Source organism: Bradyrhizobium sp. 134 (assembly GCF_023074155.1).
Classification (GTDB): Bacteria; Pseudomonadota; Alphaproteobacteria; order Rhizobiales; family Xanthobacteraceae; genus Bradyrhizobium.
On record NZ_JADPKX010000053.1, the window covers coordinates 386,039 to 404,421 of the forward strand.

The 18,383-nt window shown below is 64.4% G+C and carries 16 protein-coding genes; 7 read left to right on the forward strand and 9 right to left on the reverse strand.

Translation table 11 applies throughout. From position 1 onward, the window contains the following. Positions 1-11 precede the first annotated feature (11 nt). The 3 genes from IVA75_RS22695 to IVA75_RS22705 form a co-directional block, all read right to left on the reverse strand. Positions 12-821: an alpha/beta fold hydrolase gene (locus IVA75_RS22695; RefSeq protein ID WP_247286345.1), complete on the reverse strand. Its 810-nt coding sequence runs from the start codon at positions 819-821 to the stop codon at positions 12-14. Positions 822-1,074: 253 nt separating this feature from the next. Further along, positions 1,075-2,352 (reverse strand): ArgE/DapE family deacylase, encoded by a 1,278-nt coding sequence (locus IVA75_RS22700; RefSeq protein ID WP_247286346.1) that lies wholly within the window; start codon positions 2,350-2,352, stop codon positions 1,075-1,077. 54 nt (positions 2,353-2,406) lie between these two features. Next, complete coding sequence (locus IVA75_RS22705; protein WP_247286347.1) at positions 2,407-3,132, reverse strand: pyridoxamine 5'-phosphate oxidase family protein; 726 nt, start codon at positions 3,130-3,132, stop codon at positions 2,407-2,409. Positions 3,133-3,206: 74 nt separating this feature from the next. Between IVA75_RS22705 and IVA75_RS22710 the strand changes: the two genes are divergently transcribed. Together IVA75_RS22710 and IVA75_RS22715 are read left to right on the forward strand one after the other, a co-directional pair. Next, positions 3,207-4,679, forward strand: coding sequence for a PLP-dependent aminotransferase family protein (locus IVA75_RS22710; protein ID WP_247286348.1), 1,473 nt, complete (start codon positions 3,207-3,209; stop codon positions 4,677-4,679). 67 nt (positions 4,680-4,746) lie between these two features. After that, positions 4,747-4,995, forward strand: coding sequence for a DUF6719 family protein (locus IVA75_RS22715; protein WP_027517580.1), 249 nt, complete (start codon positions 4,747-4,749; stop codon positions 4,993-4,995). Positions 4,996-4,998: 3 nt separating this feature from the next. Here the strand turns inward: IVA75_RS22715 and IVA75_RS22720 are convergent, their stop codons facing one another. From IVA75_RS22720 to IVA75_RS22730, 3 genes are all read right to left on the reverse strand, one after another. Beyond that, a complete protein-coding gene (locus IVA75_RS22720; protein ID WP_027569717.1) occupies positions 4,999-5,361 on the reverse strand; it encodes a hypothetical protein in 363 nt (120 codons plus the stop codon). Positions 5,362-5,395: 34 nt separating this feature from the next. Continuing rightward, positions 5,396-5,560: a hypothetical protein gene (locus IVA75_RS22725; RefSeq protein WP_247286350.1), complete on the reverse strand. Its 165-nt coding sequence runs from the start codon at positions 5,558-5,560 to the stop codon at positions 5,396-5,398. A gap of 681 nt (positions 5,561-6,241) precedes the next feature. Continuing rightward, positions 6,242-6,790, reverse strand: a complete 549-nt coding sequence (locus IVA75_RS22730; RefSeq protein ID WP_027569715.1) for a CreA family protein — start codon at positions 6,788-6,790, stop codon at positions 6,242-6,244. A gap of 208 nt (positions 6,791-6,998) precedes the next feature. Here IVA75_RS22730 and IVA75_RS22735 point away from each other — a divergent pair, with 208 nt between their 5' ends. The 4 genes from IVA75_RS22735 to IVA75_RS22750 all read left to right on the forward strand — a co-directional run bounded on the left by IVA75_RS22735 (position 6,999) and on the right by IVA75_RS22750 (position 11,000). Next, positions 6,999-8,585 carry a L,D-transpeptidase family protein gene (locus tag IVA75_RS22735; RefSeq protein WP_247286352.1) on the forward strand — a complete coding sequence of 529 codons (1,587 nt, stop codon included), beginning with the start codon at positions 6,999-7,001 and terminating at the stop codon, positions 8,583-8,585. A 92-nt stretch (positions 8,586-8,677) separates the two neighbouring features. After that, positions 8,678-9,247 (forward strand): glutathione peroxidase, encoded by a 570-nt coding sequence (locus IVA75_RS22740; protein ID WP_247286354.1) that lies wholly within the window; start codon positions 8,678-8,680, stop codon positions 9,245-9,247. A gap of 168 nt (positions 9,248-9,415) precedes the next feature. Beyond that, positions 9,416-10,441, forward strand: a complete 1,026-nt coding sequence (locus IVA75_RS22745) for a polysaccharide deacetylase family protein (protein ID WP_027569712.1) — start codon at positions 9,416-9,418, stop codon at positions 10,439-10,441. Positions 10,442-10,448: 7 nt separating this feature from the next. Then, on the forward strand, positions 10,449-11,000 hold the full coding sequence (locus tag IVA75_RS22750; protein ID WP_247286356.1) for a dihydrofolate reductase: 552 nt from the start codon (positions 10,449-10,451) through the stop codon (positions 10,998-11,000). An 11-nt stretch (positions 11,001-11,011) separates the two neighbouring features. On the opposite strand, the gene IVA75_RS22755 is transcribed toward IVA75_RS22750, so the two are convergent. Both IVA75_RS22755 and IVA75_RS22760 read right to left on the reverse strand, forming a co-directional pair. Beyond that, positions 11,012-11,464, reverse strand: coding sequence for a DoxX family membrane protein (locus IVA75_RS22755; RefSeq protein ID WP_247286358.1), 453 nt, complete (start codon positions 11,462-11,464; stop codon positions 11,012-11,014). Positions 11,465-11,765: 301 nt separating this feature from the next. Then, complete coding sequence (locus IVA75_RS22760) at positions 11,766-14,075, reverse strand: NADP-dependent malic enzyme (RefSeq protein ID WP_027569709.1); 2,310 nt, start codon at positions 14,073-14,075, stop codon at positions 11,766-11,768. Between the two features lie 245 nt (positions 14,076-14,320). Here IVA75_RS22760 and IVA75_RS22765 point away from each other — a divergent pair, with 245 nt between their 5' ends. Continuing rightward, a complete protein-coding gene (locus IVA75_RS22765) occupies positions 14,321-16,285 on the forward strand; it encodes a hypothetical protein (RefSeq protein WP_247286360.1) in 1,965 nt (654 codons plus the stop codon). Positions 16,286-16,428: 143 nt separating this feature from the next. On the opposite strand, the gene aspS is transcribed toward IVA75_RS22765, so the two are convergent. Then, a complete protein-coding gene (gene aspS / locus IVA75_RS22770) occupies positions 16,429-18,201 on the reverse strand; it encodes an aspartate--tRNA ligase (protein ID WP_247286363.1) in 1,773 nt (590 codons plus the stop codon). Positions 18,202-18,383 lie beyond the last annotated feature (182 nt).

The window sequence follows — 18,383 nt, forward strand, 5'->3', positions numbered from 1 at the left end:
TTAAGGCCTCGTCAGTCGAGGCCGATCAGGCGCGCGGTGATTGGCGACGACGGGTCCTTGAGGGCGTCGATCACGGTGAAATGGTTCAGCCCGGGATCGACGACAAGACGCGTCGGCACGTCGAAGCCAGTCCAGACATTGGCCACCAGATCGGACTGGCGGATGAATTCGGGCCGCTCGTTGCCACCGACCCAGGCGGTCACGGGTGAAGGCCCGCGCGGCAGATGCAGCGCCGCGCTTTCCAGCGTCGCCTCCTCCATCGTCATGCGCAGGGTGTCGTTCATCCTGGTCTTGAGCAGCGGACGCAGATCATGCAGGCCGCTGATGGACAGCGTCCCGGCGATGCGGTTGAAGACGGCGGGCTCCAGCCGGCTGTCGTCGCACAGCATGCGCGTAACGAGATGCCCGCCTGCGGAATGGCCGGCGAGCCGGATCGGTCCCGCGACGAGCGCGGCGGCCTTGGCGATCGCTGCGGTGATTTCCGCCGTAATGTCGGAGATGCGCGCGGCCGGTGTCAGCGTGTAGCTTGGCAGTGCGCCCGTCCAGCCGTGATGCCGCGCGCCTTCGGCGAGATCAGTCCACGCCGATTTGTCGAAGCGCATCCAGTAGCCGCCGTGGACGAAGACGACGAGGCCCTTGCTGTCGCCGTCGGGCAAGATCAGGTCGAGGCGCTGGCGCTCGCCGGGGCCATAGGCGATGTCGGCGCGAAATTCCTTCAGTCCGGCGCGATAAGCCGCCGCGCGCTCCGCCCACAGCGCCGGTATCTTGTCCGAGCCCGGGATATGGGCCGAATTGGCGTAAGCGTCATCCCAATCGCGCATCGTGACTTCCTCGACGGACTCAAGACCTTGTGGACCTGGCGCCAGTCTGCCACCAGCGCGGGCGGCGTCCTAGGCTTTAGTTTAAGCTTAAAGGATTTTGGAACCCCGGTGGATTGGGCAGCTCCCGTCATTGCGAGCGCAGCGACTTGTCCGCCGAAGCTTTAGCGAAGGCGGAAGCAATCCAGTCTGCCTCCGCGGTGGCAGTCCGGATTGCTTCGTCGCAAGGGCTCCTCGCAATGACGACGGAAGGCCCCTACCCCTTCTCCACCCCGCACCAATCCGCGATGAACAGCGCCATGGCCTTGGTCGTCTTCTTCAGCGATTGCAGATCGACATATTCATTGAAGCCGTGCATCTCGCCGCCACTCGCGCCGAAGCACAGGCTCGGGATACCGTGATTGAGGCCGTAGAAGCGCGTGTCGGTGAGCGCGGTGAAGACGAGGTCTTCGATTTGGCCGCCATAGACGGCGCTGAAGGCCTTGCCGAACGCGGCTTCCGGCGCGGCGGCGTCGGTCAGCTCATAGCCTTCCGACAAGAAGCCCGACCATTCGACCTCCGGGGGATTATTGGCGAGGAAACGATGGTTGCGCGCGGCAGCTGCAAGGCAAGCCATGATCTCCTTCTGGTGATCGGCGATCGACCAGCCCGGCAACACGGCAATCCGGCAATCGACGTCGCACCAGGCCGGCACGCTGGAGGCCCAGTCGCCGCCCTTGATGATGCCGGGGTTGAAGTTGATGGGATGGTTCAGCGTCTTGAAGTGACGATCGGCTTTCGCCCGCTCGTTCCACTCGATCTCGAGTTTTTGCAGCGCCTGGATCAAATGATAGGCCGCCATGATTGCGTTCGCGCCGGAGCCGGCGAAGGCGACGTGGGTCGGATGGCCCTTCACGCGCAGGCGGAACCAGATCACGCCGACCTGCGAGCGCACCATCTTGCCGCCGGTCGGCTCAGGAATGAAGCAAGCATCCGCGCGATAGCCGCGCTGAAGCGTCGAGAGCGCGCCGACGCCGGTGCTCTCCTCCTCGATCACGGACTGGAAGTGAATCCGCGCCGTCGGCCTGAGGCCCGCGGCCTTGATCGCATCGAGCGCGGAGAGCGCTGCGATGGTGCCCGACTTCATGTCGCAGGCACCGCGACCGAACATCTTGCCGTCCTTGATGACGGGCGAGAACGGCGGGGTGTCCCACAGTTCCAGCGGGCCGGCCGGTACGACGTCGCAATGGCCCTGGAGGATCAGCGATTTGCCCGCCTCGGTTTTGGGCCGGTACGTGCCGACCACAGTGCGCGCCTTCGAAAAATCGTGCTCGATGGGCCCGAAGCCGCGCAGATCTTTGAGATCGTCGACATTGATGTGCCAGTCGTCGACCTCGTAGCCGCGCACGCGCAGGAGGTCGCCGATCATGTCCTGGCACGGTCCCTCCGCACCGCGAGTCGAGGGGATCGCGACGAAATCGCGTGTGGTCGCGAGCTGGGCTTCGAAGCCGGCATCGACGGCGTCAAGAATCCTCTGCTGCGTTTCGGCATTCATCAGGCAACTCCAATCGGGCATTGAGATCATCGATGGAGCGCAAGCTAGCCGATTTCAGCCGTTCGGGTACTCTGCAAAATAGGCATCCCGCAATGCATCTTCGAGCAGCCGGCCCTCCGAATAGCCATTCAGTGTCGCCGGTCGGCGCACGCCCTCAAGCAGCCGCGGGCAAGGCTCCGGCGCGCCGAGCACGGTGCGCACCGGGATGCGCTCGGCATAGATCGGCAATTCATAGTCCTCGTCATCGTCGGCGACACCCTTGGCGCGGACTTTCGCGGAGGCCTCCTCGATCTCCATCGCGATAAAGGAGGTCGCCTTGATCTCCTGCGTGTTGCTCGCCCGCAGGCTCGCGGTGCGGTCCGGGAAGAAGCGGTCGACCATGGCGATCACCGCGCGCTCCTTCTCCTCGGGATCGGTGACGAGATAGGCGGTGCCGAATGCCATCACCGCGCGGTAGTCGGCCGAGTGATTGAACCCGCAGCGCGCCAGCACCAGGCTGTCGAGATGGGCGACCGTCAGGCACACACGCTCGCCCCGGGTCTGGTTGCGCAGCATGCGGCTGGCGCTCGAGCCGTGCCAGTACAGCTTCGTCCCTTCACGCCAGAAGAAGGTCGGCGTGCAATAGGGTTGGCCGTCGATCGCGTAGGAGACGTGGCAGAGCATCGAGGAATCCAGGATGCGATGAACGGTGTCGTGATCGTAGAAGCCGCGGTCGTGACGGCGCTTCACCTGGTTGCGCGCGGATGTCGGATAGGAATTTTGGTTCTCGGTCTGGCTCACGGCCGCTCCTGTCGGATTGAAACACTTCCAGCGCAGTTGTAGCCACGGATTTGGTCTGCGATAGTGCCAATTCCATGCGAAAAATTCCGACCAATTCCGTCTCCTCGCCGGCCAAAGCCGAGCTGCCGCTCGACCTCGCAGGCCCGCACATCACGGCTGGCGCCTCGTCGGCGCACCGGCTGTATCAGGCGCTGTGCGAGATGATCGTCGGCGGTCTGGTGAAACCCGGCGAGCCGCTGCCGCCGTCGCGCACGCTGGCCAAACAGACTGGCTTTCGGCGCAATGCCGTCGTCACCGCCTATGAGCGGCTGATTGCCGACGGCTTTGCCGACGCAACAGTCGGCTCCGGCACCTTCGTCGCCGCGCGCATCCCCGCGCGCGCGGCCGAGCCGAAGCGGCCGAAGATCAGCGTCGAAACGCCCGGGCAAGGCGCGTTTTCGCTCGGCTGCACCCATATCGACGCGCGCGCCGTGCAGCGTTTCCGGGCCTTTGTCGGCCGTCGCATGCGCGCCTTCGGCGCGGAGCATCTGCACTATGGCGATCCCCGTGGCAGCCGCGAGCTGCGTGCGGCGATCGCCGATCATCTGTTGTCGGCGCGGGGCCTGCGCTGCGATCCCGATCAGATCATGCTGACGTCGGGCACGCTGCACGCGCTGCGCATCGTGCTGAGCGCGATCCTGAAGCCCAACGACCAGGTCTGGTGCGAAGACCCCGGCTACCCCGCTGCGCGGAAAACCATCGCGCATTGCGGCTATCGTGCGGTGTCCGTTCCCGTCGACGCGCACGGCATGCGTGTCGCCAAAGGCCGCGCAGCGGCGCCGTCCGCGCGCGCAGCCTATGTGACCCCGTCGCACCAGTTTCCGCTGGGTGTGCAGATGTCGATGCCGCGACGGCTCGAGCTGCTGGACTGGGCCAGGCAGGCCGGCGCCTTCGTGCTGGAAGACGATTACGACAGCGAGTTCCGCTATGACGGCGCGCCACTGATGTCACTAGCCGGCATCGATCACCTCCAGCGTGTGATCTACATGGGCACGTTCGCCAAGACCTTGTTTCCGGGCCTGCGCATCGGCTATTGCGCCCTGCCCGAGCGCTTGATTGCGGATGTCACCGCCGCGCGGGCCGCGCTCGACCGCTTTCCCGGCACGCTGATGGAGGGCGCGGTGGCCGACATGCTCAATTCCGGCGCGTTCGCGGCGAACCTGAAGCGCGTGCGCAAGCTTTACCGCGAGGCGCGCGACGCGCTGGCCGGGACGCTCGAAGCCGAATCCGAGGGCGTGCTGTCGGTGCCGGTCCCATCACAGGGTCTGCATCTTGTCGCCCGGTTCGATCCCTCGGTCGATCTGGCTGTGGCGGCAGACGCCAAGCAGGCCGCCGGCGCCGAAGGCTGGCTGTTGGCCGACACCTATTCACGCGCGCGTCCTCTTCCCGGTTTCGTGCTGGGATTTTCCGGCCACGCGGTTCCGAAGCTCGTCGCATCCGCCGAGCGGCTCGCGCGGGAATCGCGAGCGGCCTTGCGTGCGAGACGCAAGCCGGCCCGGCGGGCATGACGAACGCTCACTATGAGAATCGGCTGCCGCTCCCTACATTGCGGCATCGATGCCGGGAGCTCACACCATGCTGCTACGCCGCGCGACTTGCCTCTCGCTCCTGATCTTCATCGCACTCGCCGCGACCGCGCGCGCAGGCACGGTCGGACGCGAGCAGGACATCGTCGATCTCAAGCTCGGCCAGCGCGTGCAAGTGGACGACGGAACCTGCCCCGCCGGACAGGTCAAGGAAGTGCGCGGCGCCAAGATGACCGACAAGGGCGTCGCACGGACGAGCACCTGCGTGTCGCGGTTTGGTCCGAAATCAAAGCGATGAGCGCTACTTCGCCGGATCGAACATACATTGCAGGGTCGGCTTCGCGATCTTGGTGAAGGTCGGGCCGATTTCGGTCTGCTTTGCGGCCGGCACCCAGTCGGTCTCGATCGTCGGCACCCCGGTCTCGCTGATGCCGCGCAGCAGGGCCTCGCGGAGATCGCGATCCTCGACGACGGCGGCAGCATGATCGTGCAGGCAGCCGCAGACCTCTTCCGGATGCTCCCATCGCCCGAGCATGCGCGGCGCGCATTGCCTCACGAACTCGGTACGGGGATCGGGTAATCTGGAGGGAGAGCGCACCTGCGCCTGAACGGCACTGATCGTGAGAAGGAATATGAACGCCGCAGCGAAGGTACGAACAATCATGATGGCCTTTATCGGCTGATTTTTATTGTGACGATCAGAAGCGCGCGGAAACCACGATCGGCTGCGGCGCCGGGGTCATGATCGGCGAGCCGCTGTACTGGAAAGTACCGATGCCTGGGACATTGCCGTCCGGCGAGCCCGCGAACGAGGAGCCGGCGAGCACGAAACCGAAAGCAAGGATGAGGCTGAGCGTGCGCATGGACTTGTCTCCGAATTCTCTGGCCGGCGTGCGCCGTCGTCGTTGTGAGGTTGATAACCATGGGCGGTTTCGCGCGTGATGCGCCAAAGCCGGAAAATGGTTTCATCTCCGTGAGAATTGTTTCGTCCCGTTCGGAGCGACGACATATTCGACGGAAAATCTCAATCTTTTCAGATGGGTCGTGCGGCCGCCCGAGGTGGCTTGGCAGGTTCCGTGCGCGCTCGGCTGCGCGCCGGAATGCTGGCGCCGTCATGATCCCGCCTCACACCCTTCACATGCGTTTTACGTTTTTCTGCTGAAGAGAAGCCGAACGAAGGCTGGGCCCCGTCGAACCGGGGGCGCTTCGACGGCGACCCAAGCTATCGAGACCGAGACGCCCGGAAATCGCCGAGCGCGTTCATGTGAGGAACGGCCATCATGACGGCGCAGAATCGCGCAACGACGCGCGATGCGGACCAACGAACGGACCGCCGGGAGCAACGGTCTGTTCGCAGCAGCGCCAATTCGCCTGGCGAAATGGCGCTGCAATCGAGCCGCGGGTTTGAGGCCACACCGCAATCATTCGTGCGGCTGACCGGCTCGCATCTTGCAAAACCGCGCGCCAGCCGCGCTGACATCATCGCGTGAACGCAAACGCGTCATTGGTGAACGCAAACGCGTCAGTGAGTGAACGCAAGAGCGTCACTGAGTGAAGAACTCTCCGCACTTCTGGACGTTTGCGTCCGCCGGTCCCCACGGCATGACCGGGACGGTCGAGGTCGAGTTCTTCGGCGAGCCCTCGATCAGCCTGTCCGAATAGACCATGTAGACCAGCACGTTGCGCTTGGCGTCACAGCCGCGCACGATCTGCATCTTCTTGAAGAACAGCGAGCGGCGCTGGCGGAACATGTCGTCGCCCTGCTCCATCTTGTTCTTGAACTTGATCGGGCCGACCTGACGGCAGGCGAGCGAAATGTCCGAGACCTCCTCGGCAAGGCCCAGCCAGCCCTTGAAGCCGCCCTTCTCCGGCACCGTGAAATGACAGGCCACGCCCTCGACTTCAGGATCGTCGAGACCATAGGTCGCAAGCTTGTCGTTCGGGCTCATCCATTTGAACACGGTCGAGCGGCGGAAGATCAGATCCGGCTCGTCCGCGGCGGATGCGGACGCCGCAGGCACGGTCAGCGCCAGGAGAAATAAAGCGAGGCCTTTCAAGCGGATGCTGGAAAGACTGGGGAAACGAGATGACATGAAGTTCTCCAGTAACAAGTCCCAGCAATGTAGGTATGAGGCGACCGATCAGGAAGACGATCGGCAGGCCGATACGGCCGCCGTTTACCGCTCCGTGAGGCTTTTTTGCTACGCTTTGGACAAAAGTAGCTGATCGCAGAACCGCCGTGCTGGTGAACGCGTATCCCCTCTGAGAGACTAACATCTGATTTGGATTATGGATTCGATGATGAACAGCGTGAACGGGTCTGGTTTTTCTGCCAAGCCGGCGCGATTTTGGCAGGTCGCCATTTTGACGGCGGCGGGTGCTATCGGCACGGCGAGCCAGGCGGACGCAGCGTTTTATTACTGGACGGATTATTCCGACGGGTCCTACGGGCGCCAGGAGCGCCATCCCGAAGTCCCGCGCCAGAAGCCGCAGAAGCGTGGTGCGGCCGGCAAGAAAGACCTCGTTGCCGAAAAAGAAGCCGGCACGAAACCGCAAGGCCCCCTCGTCATCGTCGTTTCGATCGATCGGCAGAAGGTCACGGTCTACGACACCAAGGGCGTGTTCGCGGAATCCCCGGTGTCGACGGGCATGAAGGGCCATTCGACGCCGATGGGTGTGTTCAGCGTCATCCAGAAGCACAAATTCCACCATTCCAACATCTATAGCGGCGCGCCGATGCCGTACATGCAGCGGATCACGTGGTCGGGCGTTGCCATGCATGCGGGTGTGCTGCCGGGCTATCCGGCCTCGCACGGCTGCATCCGCATGCCGATGGCGTTCGCTGTGAAGATGTGGAACTGGACCAGGATGGGCGCGCGCGTGATCGTTTCGCCCGGGCAGATGTCACCGCAGAACTTCTCACATCCGCTGCTTGCCTCGGTGCGCGTTCCGCCGCAACCCGCGGCCAGCCTGGAGCCGCAGACCGATGCCGCCGAGAAGGCCGACAAGGGCGCGGCCAATACCGGGGCCACCGAAGCAAAGCCGGTTGAAACGAAGACTGCCAGCGCGGACGGCGTGCTCGAGCTGCGCTCGTCGGTCGGCCACACCGTGTTGTCGGACGTGACCACCGGATATGTCCCGGTCCGCGAGGAGGCCTCGGCCGATCAGACCGAGACCACCGCAAAGCCCGAGGCCAAGACCGCTGAGGCGGCGGACGCGGCCAAGCCCCAGGCCGGAGATGCCGCGCAGCCCGCGAACACTGAAGCGAAGCCTGTCGAGGCCGCGGAGACGCCGAAGTCCGAAACCGCCGAACCCGCGAAGACGCCCGATGCACCGGCCGTGGCTCCAGCGCAGGCGGCCACGCCCGACGTCAAGAAGGACGAAACCCGCGTTGCCGATCCGGCGCCCGTGGCGAAACCTGAAGCGCCCAAGCGCGCGGGCCAGATCGCGGTCTTCATCAGCCGCAAGGATTCCAAGCTCTACGTGCGGCAGAACTTTGCGCCGCTGTTCGAGGTGCCTGTCACGATCGCCGCGAGCGATCGACCGCTCGGCACGCATGTCTTTACCGCCGAAGTCGACAAGGCCGATTCCAATGCACTGCATTGGTCGGTGGTGTCCTTGCCGGTGTCCGTCCGCTCTGCCGCGCGCGAGGATGATCGCCGCATGACAGGCCACCAGCGTGGCGCAGCCGTGATTCCCGTCGCTGCCAAGCCTGTGGTCACGCCGGACAGCCCGGCCGAAGCCCTCGACCGCATCTCGGTCCCGGCGGACACGATCACGAAGATCAACGAAATGCTGACGTCAGGCGGCTCGATCATCGTCTCCGACCAGGGCATCAACCAGGGCGAGACTGGCGAAGGCACCGATTTCATCGTCCGCCTGTACTAGCGGGCTTTATCGCGGCAGATAACGCGGTGTTGACGAGGCCGCTCGCAGCGGCGGGGTAACATGTGCCTCGGATCATTTCGCGGGACGCCGTCATGATGAACCGCAGGACGATGCTCATCGCCGCCTTTGCAGGCACGCTGGCGCCGGTGACGCGTGCACTGGCGGATGGCGGCATGAGCCGAATCTCCGCCTACGCCTTCTCTTTCCCGGCATTGTCAGGCGGCGACATCCGCCTTGCGGCCTTCACCGGCAAACCGCTGCTGGTGGTCAACACCGCTTCGCTCTGCGGTTACACGCCGCAATACGCTGGCCTGCAAGACATCTGGGGCGAGTTTCGCCAACGCGGCCTCACCGTCATTGGCGTGCCCTCCAACGACTTCGGCGGACAGGAGCCCGGCGGCACCAGCGAGATCTCGGAGACCGCCCACCACCAATACGGCGTTACCTTCCCGATCGCGGCCAAGGCTGTCGTGGTCGGTGCGAAAGCGCATCCGTTCTACAAATGGGCGGCAGAGGCGCGCCCCAAGGATGTTCCACGCTGGAACTTCCACAAATACCTGATCGGCCGGGACGGCTATATCGCCGACGTCTTTGCATCCACGGTCGAGCCGGCCGACACGCGGATCAAGACGGCGATCGCCAAGGCGCTGGCCGACACTTGACGGCGCATGTCCCGCAACCCGGTTGGGCACAATTGCGGTGGGGCGCCAAACAGCCGTTGCAATGGCGAGGGCCCACCATCTAGGCTAGGATCTCGTTAGGGGCAGGATGGTTTTGCCGGAGGCGAAAAGCCGCGGCGGAACAACGGGATCAATCTCGAGGACAACACCATGCGTGTGGCGGCAGGACTGATTTTGGCAAGCGCGATGTCTCTGGCGATGACGAGCGCGGCATGGTCGCAGACCCCGGCTGCAAAGCCCGCTGCCGCGACGCAAGCCCCACCGGCGGCAACACCGGCTGCGGCTGCGCCCGCTGCGGCTCCGGCACCCGCTCCTGCAGCAGCCGCCGCGCCGGCGGGCTTCGTCAATCCTCCCGCGCCTAAACAGGCGCCGCAGCCCGCGCGCGCGGCTTGCAACACGCCGGGCGCCTTGGGCGTCGCCCGCACCGTCGAGATCGACACCACGGGCGGTCCCGGCTTCGGCTTCGAGCATTTCAAGGAGCTCGATTTCCTGCGCGACAAGGAGGTCGTGCTGACCTTCGACGACGGCCCCTGGCCCAAGAACACGCCTGCGGTGCTGAAGGCGCTCGCCGACGAGTGCACCACCGGCATCTTCTTCTCGATCGGCAAGCACGCGACGTACGAGCCGGAGATCCTCAAGCAGGTCTACGCGGCCGGCCACACCGTGGGCACCCACACCTGGTCGCACGCCAATCTCAACAACAAGAAGCTCACGGAAGCGCAGCGCAAGGAAGAGATCGAGAAGGGTCTTTCCGCGGTGAAATGGGCGCTCGGCGGCATTTCGCCCTCACCGTTCTTCCGCTTCCCGGCGCTCCAGCATCCGCCGGAGATGGTCACCTATCTCGGCAATCGCAACACGGCGATCTTCTCCTGCGACATCGACTCCTTCGACTTCAAGGCCTCGAAGCCCGAGAAGGTGGTCGAGACCGTCATGAAGAAGCTGGACAGCAAGGGCAAGGGCATCATCCTGATGCACGACTTCCAGAAGCACACCGCGGAGGCCCTGCCCGAATTGCTCAAGCGCCTGAAGGCCGGCGGCTACAAGGTGGTGGCGATGCGCGCCAAGTTCCCGGCCTCTACGCTGCCGGAATACGACCAGGAGCTGCTCAAGGACGTCAAGCTGCCGACGGTGAGCACCCGGCCGGTCAACAGCGTCGTGACGACGGTTTCCGAATAGCCGCGCCTTGTCCTTTCGCATCGAAGGCTACGTCATCGTCTCCGCGGACGGCATGCTCGCCGACGCGGCGCATGTCATGCCCGACAGCCTGAAATTCGAAGGCGACAAGCTGTTCTTCGAGCAGGCGCTCGATCGCGCTGCGCTGATCGTGCACGGCCGTCACTCGCACGAGCAGCAGCCGAATTCACCCAAGCGCAAGCGCCTGATCCTGACCCGCAAGATCAAGGCTCTGACCGTCGATCCCGAAATGCCGAACGCGACGTTGTGGAATCCGGATCACGTCAGCTTCGAAGACGCCTGTGCGTTTGCCGATGTCGCCTCCGGCACCGTCGCAATCATCGGCGGCCCCGTCGTGTTCGACATGTTCATGGATCGCTACGACACATTCTGGCTGTCGGAAGCCCCGCATCTGCGGCTGCCCGGCGGCGAGGGCTGTTTTGTGGAAGTGCCGGGGCGCACGCCTCAGGAGGTGCTGGCCTCACGCGGGATGAAGCCGGGCGCGCCGTATCTGCTCGACGCCGCGCATGACGTGACCGTCACGCCGTGGCGCAGGACGTAGCGGTTTAACTTTTATACGTCCCCGTAGGCCGCCTCGGCCGGACGCGTGGCGCGGCCGTAGCCCATGATCATGAAGAGCGCGCCGATGATCGACAGGTTCTTGAGCGCGTCCACCAGCATCTTGCCGTTGTCAGGCGGCACCTGGTTCCAGAAGTCGTAGAACAGGAAGGTCGCGACCGCGAAATAGATGATCATCAGCATCGCGAAGAACCGCGCGCCGAAATTCAGCGCGATCATCACCCCAGCGATGATCTCGAGGACACCGACCGCGATCGCCAGCAGTTGCGGCGTCGTCATGGCCGTCGCCGTCTCGACCTGCTTGGCGTAAGGCGCGATCATGTCGGGCACCACGACCTTGGCGGCGATGAAATCAACGGTCGCCTGCATGGCAAACAGTCTTGCCGCGCCCGTGTAGATGAACAGCACGGCGAACAGAATCCGCCCGAAAGTCACGAACGCTGGCATGATCGGCCTCTTTGCTCAGGCTTTTTGAAACCGGAATTTTCGCGAAAGCACTGAAGGATTATGGAGAGTCATTCGCCGGTTTACAAACGGGGAAATGGCGAAAGTCGTTTTGAAAGCATTGAATTGCCGACGCGCGGCAAGTGCGCTCCCTCGCCCCGCTTGCGGGGAGAGGGTTGGGGTGAGGGGGAGCCTCGGCCGGGACGGTGAAAATTGGACTCGCGGAGAGTCCCCCTCGCCCGGATCGAGCTGCGCGCGAATTCGACCTCTCCCCGCAAGCGGGGCGAGGTGAAGAGCCCCGCCCCTACGTAAACAACGTCGGCTGCTGCCGCGACGCGCGCTCCTGCGCTTCCACCACAGCCACCGCGGTCATGTTGAGGATGCCTCGCGCCGTCACGGACGGGGTGAGGATGTGGGCTGGACGCGCCGGCCCGATCAGGATTGGACCGACGGGCAGCGCGTCCGCCAGCGACTTGATCATCTGATAGGCGACGTTGGCGGTGTCGAGGCTTGGCATGATCATGATGTTGGCCTCGCCCTCGAGGTTGGAGTGCGGCAGCACCATTTTGCGCGCCGCCGCCGAGAGCGCGGTGTCGCCCTGCATCTCACCGTCAGCCTCGAGCTCCGGATGCTTCTCCTTCAGGAGCTGGGTCGCCCGGCGCATCTTGCGCGAGGATTCCGTGTCGTAACTGCCGAAATCCGAATGCGAGACGAAGGCGATCTTCGGCTTGATGTTGAAGCGTTGGACGTGGACCGCCGCGAGCGAGGCGATCTCGGCGAGCTCTTCGGCGCTCGGATTGGGCCGCACCTGGGTGTCGGCGATGAAGAAGGCGCCCTTGCTGGTAATCAGCAGCGCCAGCGCCGCATAGTCGCTGATCCCCGGTGTGAACCCGACGATCTCGCGGACATGGCGCAGATGGCTCATGTAGCGGCCCTCGACGCCGCAAAGCATGGCGTCCGCCTCTCCGCGCACCACTGCGAGCGCCGCGATGACGGTGTTGTTGGTGCGCACCACCGTGCGCGCCGCATCGGGCGTCACGCCGCGGCGGCCGGCGACCTCGACATAGGACTGCACGTAGGAGCGGTAGCGCGGATCGTCCTCGGGATTGACGAGATCGAAGTCCCTGCCGGCCTTGATCGACAGGCCGAAGCGCTCGATGCGGGCCTCGACCACCGACGGACGTCCGACCAGGATCGGCGTCGCCAGCTTCTCCTCCAGCACCACCTGGGTGGCGCGCAGCACGCGCTCGTCCTCGCCTTCGGCGTAGATCACGCGCACCGGTTGGGTCTTGGCCTTCGCGAACATCGGCTTCATGACGAGGCCGGAGCGGAAAGCGAAGCGCTCGAGCAGCGCGGTGTACTCGTCGAAATTGGTGATGGGCCGGGTCGCGACGCCGGAATCCATCGCAGCCTTGGCGACCGCCGGCGAGATTCGCAAAATCAACCGCGGATCAAACGGAGACGGGATCAGCGAGCCCGGGCCAAACCCTTGCGTCTCGCCGGTATCAAAGCCTTGCGCGACCGCGTCGGACGGCGCCTCGCGCGCGAGCTGCGCGATGGCCTCGACGGCGGCGAGCTTCATCTCCTCGTTGATCGCGCTGGCGCCGACGTCGAGCGCGCCACGGAAGATGAAGGGGAAGCAGAGGACGTTGTTGACCTGGTTCGGAAAGTCGGAGCGGCCGGTGCAGATCATGGCGTCGGGGCGCACCTTGCGCGCCTCCTCCGGCATGATCTCCGGCGTCGGATTCGCGAGCGCCATGATGAGCGGCTTGTCGCCCATCGCCTTGGCCATCTCGGGCTTGAGCACGCCCGGTGCGGACAGGCCGATGAAGATGTCGGCGCCGCCGATGACGTCGGCGAGCGTGCGCTTGTCGGTCTTCTGCGCATAGACCGCCTTCCAGCGGTCCATCGTGGTGTTGCGGCCCTCATGCACTAGGCCGTCGATGTCGCAGACCCAGATGTTCTTGCGCTGCGCCCCCATCGACACCAGCAGGTTCAGGGTTGCGATCGCCGCGGCCCCTGCCCCCGATGCTACGATCTTCACGTCGGAGAGCTTCTTGCCGTTGAGTCGCAGGGCGTTGGTGACGGCGGCGGCAACGATGATCGCGGTGCCGTGCTGGTCGTCGTGGAAGACCGGGATCTTCATGCGCTCCTTGAGCTGCGCCTCGATCTCGAAGCATTCCGGTCCGCGGATGTCCTCGAGATTGATGCCGCCGAAGGTCGGCTCGAGCGCGGCCACGGTCTCGACCACGCGCTCGATGGTGTCGGCCGCGATTTCGATGTCGAACACGTCGATGCCGGCGAATTTCTTGAACAGGACCGCCTTGCCCTCCATCACCGGCTTCGAGGCCAGCGGACCGATATTGCCGAGGCCGAGCACGGCGGTGCCGTTCGAAACCACGGCGACCAGATTGGAGCGGATCGTCAGCGTCGCCGCTTCCGCCGGGTTCTTGGCGATCTCCAGGCAGGCGGCGGCGACGCCGGGCGAATAGGCCAGCGCGAGGTCGCGCTGGTTGGCGAGCGGCTTGCTCGCCTGAATCTCGAGCTTCCCGGGGCGCGGCAGACGGTGATAGGCCAGCGCCGCCTGGTGGAGATCATCGGAATAAGACGACATGCGGTGTCTCGCCTCGCGTTACCGGCCTCAAACTACGTTGTCCTGACCGGCCCGCCTTCGGGTGGTATTTCCGGGTCATGGAAACGGGATGAAGCACGCCGGGCGCCCCGGTGGCAACATCCGATTGCGGCCCCATCAACAGGGCGCGCGGTCAAATATCTGATAGCGCTCACTTTCCCTGGACCCCGCATTGCTTTGCGAATATGGCAGGTTGCGTCCTGCAACGCGAGCAACTGGAGCTGAGAATGAAGCGAATCCTGATCGGCCTAATCGTCGTGGCCGTGGTGGTCGCGGGCGGATGGTTCGGCTTCAATCTCTACGTCCAGCATCGCACCACCGCCGAGGTGGAGGCCGCGTTCGAGCAAATCCGCAAGCAAGGCGGCAAGGCCAGCTACGGCAAGATCGCCTTCGATCTGCCCACGCGCACCCTCACGATCGAGGACATCGCGGTTACGCCCGGCAAGGCACCGCAGGCGCAGATCAGGATCGCCGCCATCAAGGGCACGGGCGTTCGCCAGATCGACGAGACAAGGTTCTCGGCCGACGATATCAACATCACCGGGCTCGAGGTTACGCTGGACCAGATCGGCGCTGCCAAGCTCAAGGTCGCGTACAAGCTCCCGCAATTGGTCATGCGCGACTATGCCGGTCCTGTTCACGCGGATCAGGTGCCGGCGGACGGCTCGCTGGTCGACCTGTACCGCTACGTGCTCGGCCAATATGCGAGTGTCGCTGCATCGTCGCTCACGGCCCCGACCCTCACGATCAGCTTCGATTCCGGCGCCGCCGGCAGCGGCGAGGTCACCTATTCCGGACTGGCGATCCAGAACCTGAAACACGGCAAGATCGACGCGATGAAGTCGGACCGCGCCGTGATCTCGGTCGACGTGAAGCAGCCCGGCAAGCCGGACAAGCTGACGGGCGAATTGTCGAACATCATCGTCAACGATTTCGACGCGAGCGCGATCCTCGCCGCGCTCGATCCGCAGACGGCCAGCGACGACAGCTATCGCCGGGTCTACCGGCAGGTCTCGACAGGTCCCTATGCGCTCAAATCGGCACAGGGGATGCGAGTGGATATCGACGGCTTCACCATGGAAGACATCGCCGTGCAGCCGTCGAAATTCCGGCTGGCCGAGATATTTGCCGCTCTGCCACGGGATCAATCGGCCCCGCCGACGCCGGCACAGGCACGCGAGCTGCTGGAGAAGCTCGCCGGAGTCTATGAGGGTCTTCGCATCGGTAAGGCCGAAATCGGCAAGATGTCGGTCGGCACGCCGCAAGGAACGGCCACGGTTAATGCCATCCGATATCGCGACGGCGAGTTCGCGGTCGAAGGCGTCGACACGCCGTCTCCGCAGGGACAGTTCAAGATGGAGCGCTTCGCGCTGAAATCCTTCAGCACGGCGAATTTGATGCGCTGGGCAGCAAGCCTCACCACTCCCGGGCGGGCGCCCGCGCCGGATCAGATGCTCGGGCTGTTCGGCGTGCTCGCAGGCGCAGAGATTAAGGGCGTGACGGCGCCGTTCAAGACCACCAAGAAGCTGGTCATGATCGACACACTGAGCCTGGACTGGGGGCAGCTGGTCGGCTCAATCCCGAGCAAGGCGCATGTGGTTGCCAAATTTGTCACGCCCACCGATCCATCCGACCCGAAGCAGCTCCCATTGATTGCCAGCGGGATCGACAAGCTCGCGGTCGACCTCGATCTCGGCGCTGCCTGGACCGAACAGTCCAACAGCTTCGTTCTGACGCCGGCGACGCTCGACATCGGCGGGATCGCAAGCGCGCAATTGCGTATTGCGCTCGGCAACGTGCCGCGTGAGGTGTTTTCGGCCGATCCCGCCCAGCTCATGGGCCAGGCGGCCCGGATCGAGGCGGGCACGCTCGAATTCTCATTGCGCGACAGCGGCGTCGTCGATCTCGTCGCGGCGCAGTTCGCGCGCATGCAGAATGTCAGCCGCGATACCGCACGTCAGGCGCTCGTCGAGAGCATCAAGGCTAGACGCGAGCAAGTTGCTTCCGCCAATCCGGATGCGAACGCGGCCGTGGACGCCATCGCCCGCTTCGTCGAGACGCCGGGCCAGACGCTTTCCATCAAGCTGTCCCCGCGCGCCAAGGCACCGCTGATGCAATTGATGCAGCTCTTGCAAACCGACCCACAGAGCGCGCTTGCCCAGTTCAGGATCGAGGCGTCGACGGGGCTGTAGGGAACGACGCTGCGCGCGGGGACGGCAATTGGACCGGCGAAAATCCCTCCCCGTCATTGCGAGCGAAGCGAAGCAATCCAGAGTCCCTCCGCGGAAAGATTCTGGATTGCTTCGCTACTCGCAATGACGCCGTGGAGACAGCCTCACTTCTGCGGCAGATTCACCTTCACATGCAGCTCGCGGAGCTGCTTGGGGCTGGGCTCCGACGGCGCGCCCATCAGGAGGTCCATGGCCTGCTGGTTCATCGGGAACAGCGAGATCTCGCGCAGATTGTTGGTGCCGCACAAGAGCATGACGATGCGGTCGACGCCGGCGGCCATGCCGCCATGCGGCGGGGCGCCGTACTGGAAGGCACGGTACATGCCGCCGAAGCGATCGACGACTTCCTGTTCGCCATAGCCGGCGATCTCGAAGGCCTTCACCATCGCTTCCGGCACGTGGTTGCGGATACCGCCCGAGGCGATCTCGTAGCCGTTACAGGTAATGTCGTACTGGAATGCCTTGATGGTCAGCGGATCCTGGCCCTTCAAGGTATCGAGACCGCCCTGCGGCATTGAGAAGGGATTGTGCGAGAAGTCGACCTTCTTGTCTTCCTCATTGTACTCGTACATCGGGAAGTCGACGATCCAGGCCAGCTCGAACCGCTCCTTGTCGGTGAGGTTCAGGTCCTCGCCGACCTTGTTGCGGGCCAACCCTGAAAACTTCCAGAACTTGTCGGGATCGCCGGCGACGAAGAACGCGGCATCGCCTTCCTTCACGCCGATCTGGGCGCGGATCGCGGCGGTGCGCTCAGCGCCGATGTTGTTGGCAAGCGGACCGGCACCTTCGCCGCCCTCGCGCCACATGATGTAGCCGAGGCCGGGCTGGCCCTCGCCCTGCGCCCATGAATTCATGCGGTCGCAGAAGGCGCGAGAACCGCCACCCGGCGCCGGGATCGCCCAGACCTGGTTCTTGGGGTCCTCCAACATCCGCGCGAACACCTTGAAGCCGGAGCCACGGAAGTGTTCGGAGACGTCCTGCATCTCGATCGGATTGCGCAGGTCCGGCTTGTCCGAGCCGTATTTGCGCAGCGCCTCGGCAAACGGAATCCGGCGCCAGCCCTTGGTCACCGGCTTGCCCTTGGCGAACTCCTCGAATACGCCCGTGATGACAGGCTCCATCGCGGCGAAGACGTCTTCCTGCGTAACAAAGCTCATCTCGACGTCGAGCTGGTAGAACTCGCCCGGCAGACGATCTGCGCGCGGGTCCTCGTCGCGGAAGCAGGGTGCGATCTGGAAGTAGCGGTCGAAGCCCGACATCATCAAGAGCTGCTTGTACTGCTGCGGCGCCTGCGGCAGCGCGTAGAACTTGCCGGGATGGATGCGCGACGGCACCAGGAAGTCGCGCGCGCCTTCCGGCGAGGACGCGGTCAGGATCGGCGTGTTGAACTCGAAGAAGCCCTGCCCCTCCATGCGCCGACGCATCGACTTGATGATTTCGACGCGCGTCATGATGTTCTGGTGCAGCTTCTCGCGACGCAAATCTAGGAAGCGGTACTTGAGCCTAATGTCCTCGGGATATTCCTGGTCGCCGAACACCGGCAGCGGCAGGTCGCCGGCAGGTCCCAGCACTTCGATCTCGCTGACATAGATCTCGATCTTGCCGGTCGGCAAATCGTCATTGTCGGTGCCTTCGGGCCGGCGGCGGACCTTGCCGTCCATCTTGACCACGAATTCCGAGCGCAGCTTCTCGGCCTGCGAGAACGCCGGCGAGTCCGGATCGACCACACACTGGGTCAGGCCGTAGTGGTCGCGCAGGTCGATGAACAGCACGCCGCCATGGTCGCGAACGCGATGGACCCAGCCTGAAAGGCGGACCGTCTCGCCGATGTTGCTCTCGCGGAGCGCGCCGCATGTATGTGACCGGTAGCGATGCATGGTCGTCCCAAAATGATGTCTGAGGATCGAATCGGACGGCCTGAAACGACCGGTCCGAAGTTGCGGCAGGGTTTACCCGACGAGGCCCCAAGCGGCAACCAAGGGAACGCCCTGTTTTCGGCTGGAAGTGCCCCTTTTTGCCCAATCCGGGCTCAAGCCTTTGCCATCCGGCGTTCCACGCC